The sequence below is a fragment of the Pseudomonas sp. NPDC089752 genome (assembly GCF_044748725.1).
Taxonomy (GTDB): Bacteria; Pseudomonadota; Gammaproteobacteria; order Pseudomonadales; family Pseudomonadaceae; genus Aquipseudomonas.
The window spans coordinates 1-15,026 of sequence record NZ_JBIVGP010000012.1; the positions used below are offsets into that span (position 1 = coordinate 1).

General features: G+C 64.3%; 16 protein-coding genes and 1 pseudogene. 8 read left to right on the forward strand and 9 right to left on the reverse strand.

Going from position 1 to position 15,026, the window contains the following annotated elements; all coding sequences use genetic code 11:
• Nucleotides 1–233 precede the first annotated feature (233 nt).
• The gene (locus tag ACIPZF_RS19655) at nt 234–452 is read right to left on the reverse strand and encodes a DUF1127 domain-containing protein (RefSeq protein WP_400802270.1); all 219 of its coding nucleotides are present in this window, start codon (nt 450–452) and stop codon (nt 234–236) included.
• Nucleotides 453–548: 96 nt separating this feature from the next.
• Between ACIPZF_RS19655 and ACIPZF_RS19660 the strand changes: the two genes are divergently transcribed.
• A complete protein-coding gene (locus ACIPZF_RS19660; protein WP_400802272.1) occupies nt 549–1,400 on the forward strand; it encodes a LysR substrate-binding domain-containing protein in 852 nt (283 codons plus the stop codon).
• 4 nt (nt 1,401–1,404) lie between these two features.
• On the opposite strand, the gene ACIPZF_RS19665 is transcribed toward ACIPZF_RS19660, so the two are convergent.
• Nucleotides 1,405–2,154 (reverse strand): sulfite exporter TauE/SafE family protein, encoded by a 750-nt coding sequence (locus tag ACIPZF_RS19665; RefSeq protein WP_400802274.1) that lies wholly within the window; start codon nt 2,152–2,154, stop codon nt 1,405–1,407.
• A 114-nt stretch (nt 2,155–2,268) separates the two neighbouring features.
• On the opposite strand from ACIPZF_RS19665, the gene ACIPZF_RS19670 reads away from it, so the two are divergent.
• The 3 genes from ACIPZF_RS19670 (at nt 2,269) to ACIPZF_RS19680 (ending at nt 4,306) form a co-directional block, all read left to right on the forward strand.
• Nucleotides 2,269–3,225 (forward strand): LysR family transcriptional regulator, encoded by a 957-nt coding sequence (locus ACIPZF_RS19670; RefSeq protein WP_400802276.1) that lies wholly within the window; start codon nt 2,269–2,271, stop codon nt 3,223–3,225.
• Nucleotides 3,226–3,280: 55 nt separating this feature from the next.
• Entirely contained in the window at nt 3,281–3,736 is a 456-nt protein-coding gene (locus tag ACIPZF_RS19675; RefSeq protein ID WP_400802277.1) for a MarR family winged helix-turn-helix transcriptional regulator, read from the forward strand.
• Nucleotides 3,737–3,877: 141 nt separating this feature from the next.
• Nucleotides 3,878–4,306 (forward strand): organic hydroperoxide resistance protein, encoded by a 429-nt coding sequence (locus ACIPZF_RS19680; protein ID WP_400802278.1) that lies wholly within the window; start codon nt 3,878–3,880, stop codon nt 4,304–4,306.
• Between the two features lie 60 nt (nt 4,307–4,366).
• On the opposite strand, the gene efp is transcribed toward ACIPZF_RS19680, so the two are convergent.
• Together efp and earP are read right to left on the reverse strand one after the other, a co-directional pair.
• Entirely contained in the window at nt 4,367–4,936 is a 570-nt protein-coding gene (efp, locus tag ACIPZF_RS19685) for an elongation factor P (RefSeq protein ID WP_133210833.1), read from the reverse strand.
• A gap of 48 nt (nt 4,937–4,984) precedes the next feature.
• Nucleotides 4,985–6,118 carry an elongation factor P maturation arginine rhamnosyltransferase EarP gene (gene earP, locus ACIPZF_RS19690; RefSeq protein WP_400802280.1) on the reverse strand — a complete coding sequence of 378 codons (1,134 nt, stop codon included), beginning with the start codon at nt 6,116–6,118 and terminating at the stop codon, nt 4,985–4,987.
• Between the two features lie 132 nt (nt 6,119–6,250).
• On the opposite strand from earP, the gene ACIPZF_RS19695 reads away from it, so the two are divergent.
• Entirely contained in the window at nt 6,251–6,643 is a 393-nt protein-coding gene (locus ACIPZF_RS19695) for a hypothetical protein (protein ID WP_400802282.1), read from the forward strand.
• On the forward strand, nt 6,643–7,113 hold the full coding sequence (locus ACIPZF_RS19700) for a GreA/GreB family elongation factor (RefSeq protein WP_400802284.1): 471 nt from the start codon (nt 6,643–6,645) through the stop codon (nt 7,111–7,113). The genes ACIPZF_RS19695 and ACIPZF_RS19700 overlap by 1 nt, the downstream gene beginning before the upstream one ends.
• A 103-nt stretch (nt 7,114–7,216) precedes the next feature.
• On the opposite strand, the gene ACIPZF_RS19705 is transcribed toward ACIPZF_RS19700, so the two are convergent.
• A complete protein-coding gene (locus ACIPZF_RS19705) occupies nt 7,217–8,149 on the reverse strand; it encodes a LysR family transcriptional regulator (RefSeq protein ID WP_400802286.1) in 933 nt (310 codons plus the stop codon).
• A gap of 117 nt (nt 8,150–8,266) precedes the next feature.
• On the opposite strand from ACIPZF_RS19705, the gene ACIPZF_RS19710 reads away from it, so the two are divergent.
• Complete coding sequence (locus ACIPZF_RS19710) at nt 8,267–9,016, forward strand: 3-oxoacyl-ACP reductase family protein (RefSeq protein WP_400802287.1); 750 nt, start codon at nt 8,267–8,269, stop codon at nt 9,014–9,016.
• 49 nt (nt 9,017–9,065) lie between these two features.
• Nucleotides 9,066–10,295: an MFS transporter gene (locus tag ACIPZF_RS19715; RefSeq protein WP_400802289.1), complete on the forward strand. Its 1,230-nt coding sequence runs from the start codon at nt 9,066–9,068 to the stop codon at nt 10,293–10,295.
• Here the strand turns inward: ACIPZF_RS19715 and ACIPZF_RS19720 are convergent.
• From ACIPZF_RS19720 to ACIPZF_RS19735, 4 genes and pseudogenes are all read right to left on the reverse strand, one after another.
• Nucleotides 10,231–11,562 (reverse strand): annotated as a pseudogene (locus ACIPZF_RS19720) (TolC family outer membrane protein); the annotation flags it as partial. The gene ACIPZF_RS19715 and the pseudogene ACIPZF_RS19720 sit on opposite strands and share 65 nt — an antisense overlap.
• A gap of 10 nt (nt 11,563–11,572) precedes the next feature.
• Nucleotides 11,573–12,865, reverse strand: coding sequence for an HlyD family type I secretion periplasmic adaptor subunit (locus ACIPZF_RS19725; protein WP_400802291.1), 1,293 nt, complete (start codon nt 12,863–12,865; stop codon nt 11,573–11,575).
• A complete protein-coding gene (locus ACIPZF_RS19730; RefSeq protein ID WP_400802292.1) occupies nt 12,862–14,583 on the reverse strand; it encodes a type I secretion system permease/ATPase in 1,722 nt (573 codons plus the stop codon). Before ACIPZF_RS19730 ends, ACIPZF_RS19725 begins: the two co-directional genes overlap by 4 nt.
• A gap of 47 nt (nt 14,584–14,630) precedes the next feature.
• A complete protein-coding gene (locus tag ACIPZF_RS19735) occupies nt 14,631–14,990 on the reverse strand; it encodes an AprI/Inh family metalloprotease inhibitor (protein ID WP_400802294.1) in 360 nt (119 codons plus the stop codon).
• Nucleotides 14,991–15,026: the final 36 nt, after the last annotated feature.

A 15,026-nucleotide genomic window follows, 5' to 3' on the forward strand; every position in this document is an offset into this window, starting at 1 on the left:
GGGTTCCCTCACTCCGGCCTTGCTCCCGGGAGGACCGCGCCCACGGCCCATCCATGGGCCGAGGCGCTTGACGGGCTCCTGCCCGTCACCTCCCTCCGCAAGACCTCCGTTCGGCCTCCTGAAGTCGCAATCTGCGTCGTCTGAACTATCGCGCATTAGAAGCAAAAACCGAGCAAGAGCAAGAGCAAGAGCAAGAGCAAGAGCAAGAGCAAGAGCGGATGCGGCGCTCGACATCATTTGCGCAGCGGGTCATCCCAGAAATGCCGCTCGGCCTCTTGCTGGATATCCGCCCGGCTCAACCCCAGATCGTGCAAAGTCGCATCACTGAGGCGGGCCAGCTCTCGACGCTGGCGATACAGCTCGTACCAGCGCAGCGGGCGGTCGCTAACCGCGTGCCACAGGTGGTTCAGGGTAAAGGCAGGTTGCTGGATGCTGCTGACATGACCTTTCATCGTGAAGCCCTCCGTGTTGATGGCTTCAGTGTCAGGCCGGGCTTAAGATCAATCCAACGAATGTTTCTGATGCCACGCATCTCGGAGATTGATGCAATGTCCCAGTATCAAAGCCTCGATGCCGACGTGCTGCGCACCTTCGTCGCCATCGCCGAGCAAGGTGGCTTCACCCGTGCCGGCGAAGTGGTCAACCGCACCCAGTCGGCGGTGAGCATGCAGATGAAACGCCTGGAGGAAGATATCCTGCAGCGCCAGCTGTTCGAACGCGACGGCCGCCAGGTGCGCCTGACGGCCGAGGGACAGGTATTGCTTGGCTATGCCCGGCGCATCCTCAAGCTGCATGGCGAGGTGTTCAACACCCTGCGCATGCCGCACATGGTCGGGTTGGTGCGCATCGGCACACCGGACGACTATGCCATGCGCTTTCTGCCACGCATCCTGTCAAGCTTCGCCCAGGCTTACCCGCTGATCCAGGTCGAAGTGCATTGCGATTCGTCAAAGCAGTTGATGCTGCGCCAGGACCTTGACCTGACCATCGTCACCCGAGAACCCGGCAATGAAATCGGCCAATTGCTGCGCCAGGAGCGTCTTGTGTGGGCGGCCGCCGAAGGCTTCTGCCCGCAGGAACAGCGGCCGATGCCGCTGGCGCTGTTCAATACCGATTGCTTCTGCCGCGCCTGGACCTGCAATGCTCTGGAGGCCCAGGGCATCGACTACCGCATTGCCTACACCAGCCCCAGCCTGGCGGCGATCTTCGCCATCGTCACCGCCGGGCTGGCGGTGACGGCCCAGTTGCAGAGCCTGATAGGCGGCAATATCCGCATCCTTGGCGAGCAGGACGGCTTGCCGCAACTACCCATGGCTAACGTGATGCTGTTGCGCAACAGCCAGAGCCAGTCGCCGATCACCGACTGCATGGCCGATTACATCATCGAAGGGTTCATGTAGGGTTTCAGAGCTCGAAGCCCAACATCAGTGCACAGATCACCAGGAAGACGCAGAACATCGCACGCAGCGCTTTCTCCGGCAGCGCATGGGCCAAGCGCACCCCCCAGCTGATGCTCAGCAGCCCACCGACCGCCATGGGAATGCCCACGCTCCAGTCGACACTGTGGTGCACGCCGTAAGTCAGCAAGGTCACCGTGGTGCTCGGCGCCGCCAGCGCCAGCGAAAGGCCTTGCGCGACCACCTGGGTGGTACCGAACACGCTGGTCAGAATGGGCGTGGCAACCACTGCACCGCCTACCCCGAACAAGCCGCCCATGGTCCCGGCAAAGCTGCCCAGCACGCCCAGCCACGGCCAGGGATAGCGCAGTTCGGCACTCGGCGGCGAAACTTTGAGGAACATTCGCGCCACGTTCCACACTGCCAGCGCTACCAGGAAGCCGACAAAGCCCAGACGCATGGACTGCGCATCGATACCTACCGCCCAGATCGACCCGAGCCAGGCAAACAGGAAACTGCAGGCCGCCAGCGGCAAGGCGTGGCGCAACTCGATGCGATTGCGCTGATGGTAGCGCCATAGCGCCAGCAGCACGTTCGGCACCACCATCACCAGCGCCGTGCCTTGGGCCAGCTGCTGGTCAAGGCCGAACAGCACGCCCAGCGCAGGAATGGCGATCAACCCGCCACCGATGCCGAACAACCCGCCCAGGGTGCCCAAGGCGGCGCCCAATCCGATATACAACAACCACTCGATCATCAGGGCCTCGTCCGCCTGTGTTCTGGAATCCGAGCATGCTAACGATTACAGGCTGGCGGCGAAACGCACAGCAACGCACAATGGCTATGCGTTTCTCGCAAAAGCGGAATTTTCATGAGCCCCGATATCCTCACCGATCAACTGAGCCTGTTCCTCGATGTGCTGGAGACCGGCAGCTTTTCCGCTGCCGCTCGGCGGCACCCCCTGACCCCCTCTGCCGTGGCGCGGCGTATCGACAACCTGGAAAACGCCGTCGGTAGCCACCTGTTCACCCGCAGCACCCATGCCGTGCGGGCCACGCCGGCTGGCAATGCCTTCGCCGAGCGTGCCCGGCGCATCATCGAGGAATTGCGCCTGGCCCGCGCCGAGGCCGTGTCACTGAGCAACGCCCCGGAGGGACTGATACGCATCGACGCACCCGCCGCCTTCGGCCGCCGTCACCTGGCCCCGGCCATCGCCGACTTCCTGGTCGCCTACCCGGGGCTGGACGTACACCTGCGGCTGATCGACAGCTTCGTCGACCTGCATGGCAGCCACCTGGGCGAGGTCGACCTGGTGCTGCGCGCAGGGCCGCTGGCCGACACGCGCCTGGTCGCCACACCGCTGGCCTACATGGTGCGCATCGCCTGCGCTAGCCCCGCCTACCTGGCCGCCCGTGGCGTGCCCACTTGCCCCAGCGAACTGCCCGAACACGACGGGCTCGACTGGGATGGCCTGGCGCCACCCTTCGCCTGGCGCTTCACTGTCGACGGGCAACAGCGCCTGTATCGCCCCTCACGCATGCGCATGGCCGCCAACAATGCCGAAACCCTGTTGTTCGGCGCCCTCGCCGGCCTGGGCATCGCCCACCTGCCGACCTGGCTCGTCAGCGACTACCTGCTGCGTGGCGAACTGGTGCCGCTGTTTTGCGATGAGGGCCTGCCCGCTGCAGAAACCAGCGGTATTTATGCGCTCCGCTTGGCACATGAAACGAACTCTCGCAGCCGCTTGCTGCTCGAATTCCTCAAGAGCCGCTTCAGCCCGATTCCACCATGGGATCTGGCGCTGCGAAGTGAACTGCGCTGGCAATGAGCGCGCAAACATTCAGCGTGCTAGATTTCCACATTGATCATTCTCAAGGACCTGCATGAACGCCGACATCCAAGCTTCCTGTGACGAGCTGCTGCTGGACAACCAGGTCTGTTTCGCCCTGCACTCCACCTCGTTGCTGATGACAAAGGTCTATAAACCGTTGCTCCAGGCATTGGGCCTGACGTATCCGCAATACCTGGCCATGCTCGTGCTATGGGAGCAGGACGGCATGACCGTAGGCGAGATCAGCCAGCACCTGCTCACCGACCCCGGCTCGCTGACTCCTTTGCTCAAACGTCTGGAAAGTGAAGGCCTGCTCAAGCGCACCCGCAGCCGCGAGGACGAACGGGTGGTGCTGGTGCAATTGACCGACAAGGGCCGCGCCCTGCAACAACAGGCCAAAGACGTGCCGCAGTGCATCCTCAAGGCCAGCGGCCGCAGCCTGGAAAGCCTGCAGAAGCTGCAGGCCGACCTGCTGGCGTTACGCGAGAACCTGCAAAAAAACCTCTGACGGCTATGCTGTGCGATGCCCGTTCGGACGAGCGGTGAAAATTTATCTTGCGCACAAACTAATTGCGCGCTAATTTAAATCCCGTACCCACCCGGCGCACCTGCTCGAAGCGGGGCGCACAGCACACTAGCGAGGCTCAAGATGCAAAAGGTCACTCCGCTGTACATCGCAGAAGCCACCTCCACCGGCGGTCGCGACGGCAAATCCCGCTCCAGCGACGGCAAGCTGGAAGTCAAGCTGAGCACCCCCAAGGAACTGGGCGGCGCGGGCGGTGACGGTACCAACCCTGAGCAGATGTTCGCCGCCGGTTACTCGGCCTGCTTCATCGGCGCACTGAAATTCGTCGCCGGCCAGGAGAAAATGCAACTACCTGCCGACGCCTCGATCACCGCCAAGGTCGGCATCGGTCAGATTCCAGGTGGTTTCGGCCTGGATATCGACCTGCACATCAACCTGCCGGGCCTGGCCCAGGCTGACGCCGAAGGGCTGGTGGAGAAAGCGCACAAGGTTTGCCCTTACTCCAATGCCACTCGCGGCAACGTGGATGTGCGGTTGCATGTAACGGTGTAAGAACCCAGGCACAAAAAAACCCGGCAATCGCCGGGTTTTTTTTGCGCGTCGCAAGAAGGATTACTTCTTGGAACGGCCCTTGAAGCTGTTGTCGCGAGTGTCGATGTCGATCCACTCGTCGATCTGGATGAAGTCGGCTACCGAAATCTCGGTACCGTTCTTCAGCTTGGCAGGCTTCATGACCTTGCCCGAGGTATCGCCACGAGCAGCGTTCTCGGTGTAGACAACCTGACGGCTGATGGTGGTCGGCAGTTCAACCGATACCAGGCGGCCTTCGAAGAACACGGCTTCGCAGACGTCTTCCATGCCTTCTTCGATGTACGGCAGAACGGCTTCGATGTCTTCGGCGTTCAGTTCGTACATGGTGTAGTCGGTGGTGTCCATGAAGGTGTACGAGTCACCGCTGATGAACGACAGGGTCGCTTCTTTGCGATCCAGGATCACGTCGTCCAGCTTGTCGTCCGCACCGTAGACGGTTTCGGTCTTGTAGCCGGTCAGCAGGTTCTTCAGCTTGGTCTTCATGATCGCGCTGTTGCGACCCGATTTGGTGAATTCGGCTTTCTGGACCAGCCACGGGTCGTTGTCGATCCGCAGTACGGTACCGGGTTTCAGTTCTTTACCAGTTTTCATTACGAAGTATCCGAATCTGGATGGATTTATAAAAATCGAGGCCGCATATCATAGCCAATTTCGGTAAAACTGTACCAGCGCCTTGGCAAGGTCCGGCCGAGCGGCCTGCCGGGCTGCCCAATCACGGGCATGCTGCTGCAGTTCCGACCAATGTTTACGGGCCCCTTGCCACGCCTGTCGCAGGTCGTGGTTCATGTTCCAGGCGCGCCACAATGCCACCAGTGCTTCACCGGCGCCGTCCGACAAGCCCTGTCGATAAAGGCTGAGGAACGCTTCGAGCTTTTCCCAATGGGCGTTTTCTTCTTGCACGTAGATGTGCCACAGCATCGGCCGGCCGGCCCACTGCGCGCGCACGAACGAATCTTCGCCGCGCACCGCGTTGAAATCACAGGCCCACAGCAAGCGGTCGTAATCATCCTGGCTGACGAATGGCAGGATCTGCACGGTCAGCGCGTTGCGCTGGAACACATCACCGACCTTGACCCCCGGCTCGCCCAGCCACTGGCCCAGATCGCCCAGAATGCGGCCTTGCGGCACCAGCAGATGAGTGGCGCAGTTATCTGCGGCCAAGGCATCGAGCCAGGCGCCCAGCTGCGGGTTTTCGTAGGCGAACAGCGAGATCAGTTGCGCATCAGCTTGCACTCTAACCCCCAAGCCTTGCAGGAACGCGGCGCGTGCTTCGGCAGACTGTTCGAAGGCCTGGCGTCGCGCCATCAGCGAGGCCTCGCGCAGCAGCCCGCCAGTCCTTTCGGTAAAGCCTGGGAAGAAGAATATTTTGCGCAGGCCGTTCGACTGCGGTGAGGGTAACCCATGGCAACCCTCTACCCAGTCCTCGGCGCTGAGGTAGTCGAGGTTAAGCCACAGCACTGGCGTGGCCCGCGCGCGCATTGCCTCGACGTATGGCAGGGGCAACTGGCAGGCAAACGCGCCAATCACCACATCGGCAGGTTCCGCCGGCTGCCACTGCGCAGGCCAGGCACGCACATCGACGCCCTCGTGCCATTGCTGCGCAACGCTGGCGTCGGCGCCCGGGCACATGGGCACGAAGGCATTCAGGTCATCTACCCACAGGCGCACCGCCAGATCGTGCTCGGCGACCAGCTGCCGGGCCAACCGCCAGGTCACCCCAATATCGCCGTAGTTGTCGACGACGCTGCAGAAGATGTCCCACGTGACTTTCATTGATCCTGCCCTCGCCCTGCGCAAATCGGCGAATTCTGCGTTCAAATCGTCGCCGACAAAAGCGCTAATACTGAAAGATCGCCCGAGGCCATGCGACAATGGCGCCTCGTCCCGCCCTGCCAGGAGGCCGCCATGCCCCGCCCACGTGAATTGAAGATCACCCTCAAGCCACTGCAACTGATCCTGTGCGTGGCATTCGGCCTGTGGCTCGGCGCCGTGGCCATTGCCCTGAGCCTGTGGCTGGCCGCGCGCTGGTGGCCGGAGCAGGTGCAGCCGGTGGCTCAGGCCGTCGCTCCTGCCCTCGCCCGCCCGGCAGCCCCGCCCGTTCAGCCGCTGGATGCGCAGGGCGAAATGTTCGAGCGCTACAAGGACATCCTGCACAAGCAGGAGGTGCAGCAAGCCGCTGAGGCTGCCCAAGGCAATCCGCGCAACCTCAACAGCCCCAAGTGCCAGTTCTGGCTGTCGCAGAATCGTACGGCCCCGACCGACAAGAGCCAGGCCAACGTGCTGGAGTTTTGTTACTGATGGACAAGGCCAGCCTGTTGACGCGTATCGTCACCGCCCTGGAAGCCGACATGGAGGTGCTGCGCCGCGCCGCCCAGACCGCCTACGAAACCGCCACCGCCGAAGAGAACATCGCCGAGAACAAGTACGACACGCTTGGCCTGGAAGCTTCGTACCTGGCCACCGGTCAGGCCAGGCGCACGGCCGAGATTCGTCAGGCACTGGTGATCTATCAGCAACTGGCACTGCGTGATTATGACCCGGCGCGGGGGATACAGATTGGTAGCCTGGTGACCCTAGAAGATGAGCACGGTGAGCAGCGCGTGCTGTTCCTCGGGCCGGAAGCGGCCGGGTTGAAGATTGGCGAAGGGGCTGAGATGGTGACAGTCATCACCCCGCGCTCACCGTTGGGGCAACAGCTTATGGGCAAGAAGGTCGATGATGAAGTGAACTTGGGTGCCCAGGTTTTCTTCATTGTTGAAGTTGCCTGAACCGGCCCTTTCGCGGGGCAAGCCCGCTCCCACAGCAGCCCCTGATATTGTGGGATAACTGTGGGAGCGGGCTTGCCCCGCGAAAGGGCCGGCACAGTCGCCCCTAGGCCAGCGCATCAAACCGCCCCGCCAAGCCCTGCTCGGCGAACTGCTCCTGAACAAAATCGATGAACGCCCGGGTCTTGCCGGGCAGCAGCTTGTGCTCGGCGTAGTACAGGCTGATATGCCCATCGTCCACATACCAGTCCGGCAACACCCGCTGCAGCAGCCCTGCCTCCAGGTACGGCACGGCAAACGGCAGGCTGACCAGGGCAATGCCCAAGCCCTGCTGGGCCACCGCGCAGGCCGCATCCGAGTCGCTCATGGTCATCGCCTGGCGCAACTGCAAGGGCTGCTGGTCCTGCCAGCGGCTGGTCAGCGGCCAGGAACGCACGCGGCCGGTCTGCGGTGAGCGAATCAGGATCCCGGCATGGCCCTGCAGCGTTTGCGGGTCGTCGATGCCAGGGTGTTCTCGCAGGTACGCGGGCGCGGCCACCAATACCCGATGCGCCACCGTCAACTTGCGCGCCACCACCCCCAGCGGCAGCTCGAAACCACCGCCAATCGCGGCATCGAAGCCCTGCCCGATCAGGTCCACCTGGCGGTTGTCGAAGTGCCAATCCGGGGTGATCGCCGGGTAACGACGCAAGAACTCGCCAAGCAACGGCAGCACGTACAAGCGCCCAAAGACAGTCCCCATGCTCACCCGCAACAACCCGGCCGGCTGGCCCTCGGCGCTGGCCAGGTTGGCCACGGCGTACTGGATAGTGCGAAAGCTGTCGCTGACCTCACCGAGAAAACGCTGCCCGGCTTCAGTCAGGGTCAGCTTGCGCGTACTACGCTGGAACAGCCGCACGCCGAGGCGCGCTTCCAATTGGGCAACATGCTTGCCCACCGCCGCCGGGGTCAGGCTCAGACGGCGGGCCGCCTCGGCGAAACTGCCGACCTCGGCGCTGCGGATGAAACACTCAAGGGCGTTGAAGGATTCCATGGCCATGATTACCAACCAAAGGTTTACTCTGCTGATAGCGATTACCATCTTATCAGCAGGTAATCATCGGTCGATACTGCGCCCATCCAAGGTATTCGGCCTTGCTTCCAGCAGGAGATCAGCATGTCCAAGCAACTTACTCTCGAAGGCAAAGTGGCCCTGATCCAGGGTGGTTCCCGCGGCATTGGCGCCGCCATCGTCCGCCGTCTGGCGCGCGAGGGGGCACAGGTGGCCTTCACCTACGCCAGTTCCGAAGGCCCCGCCAACGCCCTGGTCGACGAAGTCAAGGCAGCCGGTGGCCAAGCCCTCGCCTTGCGCGCCGACAGCGCCGATGCCGCCGCCGTGCAACTGGCAGTCGACGACACCGTGAAAGCCTTCGGCCGCCTCGATATCCTGGTCAACAATGCCGGCGTACTGGCCGTGGCGCCGTTGCTGGACTTCGACCTCGCCGACTTCGACCGCACCCTGGCCATCAACGTACGCAGCGTATTCGTCGCCAGCCAGGCTGCAGCGCGCTACATGGGCCAGGGCGGGCGGATCATCAACATCGGCAGCACCAATGCCGAGCGCATGCCGTTTGCTGGCGGTGCCCCCTATGCCATGAGCAAGTCGGCCCTGGTCGGCCTGACCAAGGGCATGGCACGCGACCTTGGCCCGCAAGGCATTACCGTGAACAACGTGCAGCCCGGGCCGGTGGACACCGACATGAACCCGGCCAGCGGCGAATTCGCCGACAGCCTGATCCCGCTGATGGCTATCGGGCGCTATGGCCAGGTCGATGAAATCGCCAGCTTCGTGGCCTACCTGGCAGGGCCGGAGGCCGGTTACATCACCGGCGCCAGCCTGACCGCCGATGGTGGCTTTGCCGCCTGATAGACTGGGGGCCACGTGCCCCCCGCTTTTTTCTGAACACGAGAACCCCATGACCTCCCCAACCCTCAGCCGCGCGCTGATCCTGTTGATGGCCACCGCCACCGGCCTGGCCGTGGCCAGCAATTACTACGCCCAACCCCTGCTGCACAGCATCGCCGAACAGTTCGGCCTGAGCACTGCCAGCGCCGGCAGCATCGTCATCGCCGCGCAGCTCAGCTACGGCGCCGGCCTGCTGTTGCTGGCGCCCCTGGGCGACCTGTTCGAGCAGCGCCGCCTGATCGTGATCATGTCGGTGATCGCCACCCTGGGCCTGGTGATCAGTGCCTGCGCCCCCAGCCTGCCGTGGCTGATCCTCGGCACCGCGCTCACCGGCCTGTTCTCGGTGGTGGCGCAGATCCTCGTGCCGATGGCCGCGAGCCTGAGCGAGCCGCACCAGCGCGGGCGCGCCGTGGGCACCTTGATGAGCGGCCTGCTGCTGGGCATCCTGCTGGCGCGCACCGCCGCCGGCTTCATGGCCGAGCTGGGCGGCTGGCGCAGCATCTACGTGCTGGCCGCCGTGCTGATGGCGATCACCGCCTTCGCCCTGTATCGCAGCCTGCCGCAACACCACAGCCATGCCGGGCTCAAGTACCCGGCGCTGATCGGCTCGGTGTTCCGCCTGTTCATCGAAGAGCCGGTGCTGCGCCTGCGCTCGCTGCTGGGGTTGCTGTCGTTCAGCCTGTTCGCCCTGTTCTGGACACCGCTGGCGTTCCTGCTGGCGCAACCGCCTTACCAGTATTCCGACGCGATCATCGGCCTGTTCGGCCTGGCGGGTGCGGCCGGTGCGCTGTCGGCCAACTGGGCCGGGCGCCTGGCCGACCGCGGCAAGGGCTCGCTGGGCACCACCGTGGGCTTGGTGGCGCTGCTGCTGTCGTGGGTGCCGCTGGGTTTTGCGCAAAGCTCGCTGCTGGCGCTGCTGGCCGGCGTACTGCTGCTCGACCTGGCCGTGCAACTGGTGCACGTGAGCAACCAGAATGCAGTGATCGCCCTGCGCCCTGAAGCCCGAACCCGGCTGAATGCTGGCTACATCACTTGCTACTTCATCGGCGGCGCATTGGGTTCGCTGCTCGGCACCCAGCTGTTCCAGCACCATGGCTGGATGGGTATCGTCACGGCGGGCCTGGCGATCGGTACCCTGGCACTGCTGGTGTGGGGCTGGGCTCAGCGTAAACAGCAAACGCCTCATCCACCTGGGCCAGCTGATCTTCGCTCAGGACACCGGCCTGATAGTGCAGCTTGATCCACGCCAGCAGGTAGTCATAGCGCGCCTGGGCCAGGTCGCGTCGGGTACTGGCCAGTTGCTGCTCGGCATTGAGCACATCGAGGTTGACCCGCTCGCCCCCCTGCACGCTCTTGCGGGTCGAGACCACCAGTGACTCGGCCGCTGCCAACGCCCGCGCGTAGGCTCGCAGGCGACTGGCGCCGGACTGGCAGGCGTTGTAGTGCTTGCGCAGCTCGATCAACGCGCCGCGGGTCTGCCCATCCAGCTCGTATTCGGCTTGCTCCATGTGGCGGCTGGCCTGGCGGGTCGACGCCGACACGCCGCCGCCGGCGAACAACGGCACACTGACTTCGATGCCCACGGTGTTGGTGGCGTAGCGCTGGTTGTAGGTATTGCCGCTGTCGGACTCCTGACGCCGCGAAGTGGCGAAGGCCGTGACCTTGGGCAGGTGCCCGGCGCGGTTGCGTTCCACCTCGAAACGCGCCACTTCCAAGGCCTGACGCGAAGACCCCAACTGCGGATTGCTGGCCAGGGCCCGCGCCTGCCAGGCGTCATAGCCGCTGGGCTCGACGCTGGGCAAGGCAAAGCCGGCACGCAACGGCGCCAGGTCCTCGACGCGCACCGCCGGTTCGCCGATCAGCGCGCCCAACTCACGCAAGGCGGCGTCCTGATCGTTGCGGGCCTGGATTTCCTCGGCATCGGCCAGCTCGAAGCGCGCCTGGGCTTCGAGCACATCCGTGCGCGTGCCTTCGCCCGCATCGAACAACCGTCGGTTCTGCTGGAACTGCTGGCGGTAGGCGCGCTTGCTGGCGACGCTGATGGTGATCTGGTCTTCAGCGAACAGCGCCTGGGTGTAGCTGCTCATCACCCGCACCAGCAACTGCTGGCTCTGGTCGCGGAACGTCTCGTCGGCGAACAGCGCCTGGGCGACGCCCTTGCGGTAGGCCGCATAGGCTTGGTAGTCGAACAGCGGCTGCTGGAGGATGAAGCTCGAACCCATGCTGTCGTAGTGGCGGTGCTCTTGCTGACGGCGCGAATCCCCCAGGTACTTCACCTCGGAGTCGTTGCGGCCTTTGTTGTAGTTGTAAGACAGGCTCGGCAGCAGCCCGGCGCGGCCGATGGCGCGATATTCCTGGCCGGCCTCGCGGGCCTTGAAGGCGGCCAGGTAGGTCGGGTCGCGGCGCAGGGCCTGCTCGTAAATCTGCCACGGCCCCATGGCTGCCAGGGCAACGCCGGGCAGCCAGGCGCAGGCAGCCAGCAGCCCGATCAACGGAAAGTTCTTCACAGCGCGGTCCTTATTGTTCGGTCAGGGCAGTGCCTGCGCGGTCGAGCAGCGGCTTGAACAGGTAGTTGAGCAGTGAGCGCTCGCCGGTACGCACAAACAGCTCGGCCGGCATCCCCGGGCGGATGGTCAGCCCCTCCAGGCGTGCCAAGGCCTCGGCACTGACCGTGCTGCGCAGCACGTAGTAAGGCTGGCCACTACGCTCGTCGATCAACTGGTCGGCCGACAACAGCGTCACTTCCCCGCTGACCCGAGGCGTGCGGTTCTGGTTGAAGGCGGTGAACAGGATGTCCACCGGCAACTGCAGGGCAACCTTGTCTATCAGATTCACCGGCAGGCGCCCTTCCACTTCCAGCGCGGCGCCCTGGGGGACGACTTCCAGCAGGGTATCGCCAGCCCTCACCACCGCGCCTTCGGTGTGCACGCCGAGGTTGACGGCGATACCGTCGGCTGGCGCGAGGATCTCGCTGTGCTGCAAGGCAAAGCGCGCAGCGTTCATCTGCTGCTCCAGGGTCGCGGCCTTGACCTGGGCTTCGGCCAGCTGGCTGCGCACCTCTTTCTGGTATTCCTCACGGCGCTGCTGCAGGTTGAGCCGGGCTTCGACGATCACCTGCTCCAGGCGTGCGCTGTCACCGGCGTTCTGCGCCAGGTCGCGTTGCACCTGGGACAACTGGCGCTGGTACTCCAGCACGCGGTTGCGCGGGATGTAGCCGTCGCCGGCCAGTGGCCGCAGGTTGTCCAGTTGCTCACGCAGCGAGCCTGCCTGGGCTTGCAGGTCGCCACGGGCCCGGCGCATACCGGCCAGCTGGCCCTGTGAGCCCTCGATACTGGCCGCCAACGCGCCCTGCTCGCGGGCCTGGGCCTGGCGACGGCTGTCGAACAGTTGACGCTGACTTTCCAGGATCAGACCGAGCCCGGCATCGTCATTGGCCAGCAAGTCAGCCGGAAACGCCACCTGGCTCAGGTTGTCGCGCTCACCCTGCCAGCGTGCCAGGCTGGCGCGCGCCATGCGGTACTGGGCCTGCAACGCCTCGACATCAGCCTGCGCCTGGGTGGGATCGAGCCGGAACAGCGGCTCACCCTGATGAACCTGCTGCCCCTCACGGACCAGAATCCGGCTGACCACACCCCCGGCCATGGACTGCACCGCCTTGCGCTTGCCCGACACCACCACCGTGCCCTGCACTGGCACGCCCTGGTCGAGCGGCGCCAGGCTGGCCCAGGCCATGAAGCCGCCAAAACCGAACAACGTCAGCAGCCAGCCCAGGCGAACGTGGAAGCGCGCATCGCGTTGCTGCCGGCTCATGCGCCACCTCCGGCCTGCAATGGGCGCGGCGCCGGGGCCTGGCCCATGGCGTGGAGGATGTCGCGAGCGGGGCCGAAACCTTGCATGCGCCCCTCGTGCAGCACCAGCAACTTGTCGGCCTGGGCCAGCGCGGCGCTGCGATGGGTCACCAGCACCACGGTACGGCCCAGGGCCTTGAGTTGGGCCAGGGCGTTGGCCAGCGCGGTCTCGCCGTGGCTATCGAGGTTGGAGTTGGGTTCGTCCAGCACGATCAGGCAAGGGTTGCCGTATAGCGCACGGGCCAGGGCGATGCGTTGCTTCTGGCCGCCGGACAGGTCGACACCCGCCTCACCCAGGCGTGTGTCGTAGCCTTGAGGCAGCCGCAAAATCAGTTCGTGGACACCGGCCAGGCGCGCCGCCTCGACCACCTGCTGGCCATCGAGGTCGCCAAAACGGGCGATGTTTTCTGCGATGCTGCCGCGCAACAGTTCGATGCCCTGGGGCAGGTAGCCGATATGCGGGCCAAGCGCCTCGCGATCCCACTGGGCGAGTTCGGCGCCATCGAGCCGGATATGGCCACTGCGGGCCGGCCAAACGCCCACCAGCAGCTTGGCCAGCGTCGACTTGCCCGACCCTGATGCCCCCAGCACCCCCAACAGTTCACCGGCGGCCAAGGTGAAGTCGACCTGTTGCAAGGTGACCAGCTCGCGCCCAGGCGGCCCTGCACTGATCTGCTCTACAGCCAGTTGCCCCTTGGGCACCGGCAACGGCATCGGCGCGGGCGGCTCCGGGTGTGCGCGCAACAGGCCGTCCAGGCGCAGGTAGGCCAGCTTTGCCCCGCTCCACTGCTTCCACACGGCGAGCAACTGGTCGATCGGCGCCAGCACCCGGCCCATGAGGATGGAACCGGCGATCATCATCCCGGGGGTCATCTGCCCGTCGATCACCAGCAAGGCGCCGAGCCCCAGGACCAACGATTGCAGGCAGAGGCGCAGGCCCTTGCTGGTGGCGCTGATCACCGCCGTGGTGTCGCTGGCCTGGTTCTGCAGGTCGAGGAAACGCCCATGCTGGGCGAACCAGCGTCGGCGCAGCGCTGCGAGCATGCCCATGGCCTGGATGCTCTCGGCACTCTGCAACTGACTGCCGGCCAATAGCGTCGATTGCTGCTGCACAGCGCTGGCCTCGGCCAGGGTGGCGTGGGTCAGGCGTTCGTTGAGCGCGGCCAGGGCGATCAGCAACACGGCACCGCCGCTGGCCATCAGCCCCAGCCAGGGGTTGAAGATGAAAATAACCGCCAGGTAGATCGGAAACCAGGGCGCGTCGAAAAACGCGAACAGTGCCGGCCCGGTAACGAATTGGCGCAATTGCGCGAGGTCATTCAAGGCCTGGCCCGCAGCGCCATCACGCTGGCGCAAGTTGCGCTCGAAGGCGGCGCGGTAAACCTGCAGGTTGAAACTTTTCTCCAACTGATTGCCCACGCGAATAACAATAAAACTGCGCACCGCTTCCAGCGCACCGATATAGATGAAGAAGCCGACCACCATCAGGGTCAATAACCACAAAGTTGTAATACTCTGCGAGCTCAGTACACGGTCGTACACTTGCAGCATATAAATGGAAGGCACCAGCATGAGCAGGTTGATCAGTGCCGTGAAACAGCCAACACTGACCAGCGTTGACTTGTAATCGCCGAGTGCCGCCCACAAAGGCGCCCCGGGCTGTTTGCTCGGTAGTTTCATGATTGACCCTTGTTCACCTGGAACTTGCGTGAAGTTCCAGGCCGGGGTTATGGGTCCTGGCGTTCGAGCACCAGGTGTGTGCCGTCTGCGCTGGTACCGGCGTAGTGCCCGGCCCCGTGGCGGCTGAAATGCACGGCCTGGCTGCCGTCGGCACCGACCAGCGCCAGGGTGTCCGGCGTCACCAGCCAAGTACCGGGGCGCAGGCCCAACAGGCGTTCGGCGCACGCCAGATCGCCATTCAGTTCGCCTGCGCTGGCACCCAGATGCAGCGCGCAAACCGACGCCGGTTGCAGGTCAGAATAAAGTTGCCAACGACCGGCCAGTTGCGCGGCATTGGGGAGAAGCAGACTGCTCGCCATACAGACCTCGGTGATCACCATCAACGGGATCGCGCCCAGCGCGATCATTCGCTCGAACCTTCGCATGCCTCGACCTCGCCAGCC

Excerpts from the sequence above, each read along its gene's own strand:
- ACIPZF_RS19655 (WP_400802270.1), bottom strand. The coding sequence starts at position 452 with ATGAAAGGTCATGTCAGCAGCATCCAGCAACCTGCCTTTACCCTGAAC.
- ACIPZF_RS19660 (WP_400802272.1), top strand. The coding sequence starts at position 549 with ATGTCCCAGTATCAAAGCCTCGATGCCGACGTGCTGCGCACCTTCGTC.
- ACIPZF_RS19665 (WP_400802274.1), bottom strand. The coding sequence starts at position 2,154 with ATGATCGAGTGGTTGTTGTATATCGGATTGGGCGCCGCCTTGGGCACC.
- ACIPZF_RS19670 (WP_400802276.1), top strand. The coding sequence starts at position 2,269 with ATGAGCCCCGATATCCTCACCGATCAACTGAGCCTGTTCCTCGATGTG.
- ACIPZF_RS19675 (WP_400802277.1), top strand. The coding sequence starts at position 3,281 with ATGAACGCCGACATCCAAGCTTCCTGTGACGAGCTGCTGCTGGACAAC.
- ACIPZF_RS19680 (WP_400802278.1), top strand. The coding sequence starts at position 3,878 with ATGCAAAAGGTCACTCCGCTGTACATCGCAGAAGCCACCTCCACCGGC.
- efp (WP_133210833.1), bottom strand. The coding sequence starts at position 4,936 with ATGAAAACTGGTAAAGAACTGAAACCCGGTACCGTACTGCGGATCGAC.
- earP (WP_400802280.1), bottom strand. The coding sequence starts at position 6,118 with ATGAAAGTCACGTGGGACATCTTCTGCAGCGTCGTCGACAACTACGGC.
- ACIPZF_RS19695 (WP_400802282.1), top strand. The coding sequence starts at position 6,251 with ATGCCCCGCCCACGTGAATTGAAGATCACCCTCAAGCCACTGCAACTG.
- ACIPZF_RS19700 (WP_400802284.1), top strand. The coding sequence starts at position 6,643 with ATGGACAAGGCCAGCCTGTTGACGCGTATCGTCACCGCCCTGGAAGCC.
- ACIPZF_RS19705 (WP_400802286.1), bottom strand. The coding sequence starts at position 8,149 with ATGGCCATGGAATCCTTCAACGCCCTTGAGTGTTTCATCCGCAGCGCC.
- ACIPZF_RS19710 (WP_400802287.1), top strand. The coding sequence starts at position 8,267 with ATGTCCAAGCAACTTACTCTCGAAGGCAAAGTGGCCCTGATCCAGGGT.
- ACIPZF_RS19715 (WP_400802289.1), top strand. The coding sequence starts at position 9,066 with ATGACCTCCCCAACCCTCAGCCGCGCGCTGATCCTGTTGATGGCCACC.
- ACIPZF_RS19725 (WP_400802291.1), bottom strand. The coding sequence starts at position 12,865 with ATGAGCCGGCAGCAACGCGATGCGCGCTTCCACGTTCGCCTGGGCTGG.
- ACIPZF_RS19730 (WP_400802292.1), bottom strand. The coding sequence starts at position 14,583 with ATGAAACTACCGAGCAAACAGCCCGGGGCGCCTTTGTGGGCGGCACTC.
- ACIPZF_RS19735 (WP_400802294.1), bottom strand. The coding sequence starts at position 14,990 with ATGATCGCGCTGGGCGCGATCCCGTTGATGGTGATCACCGAGGTCTGT.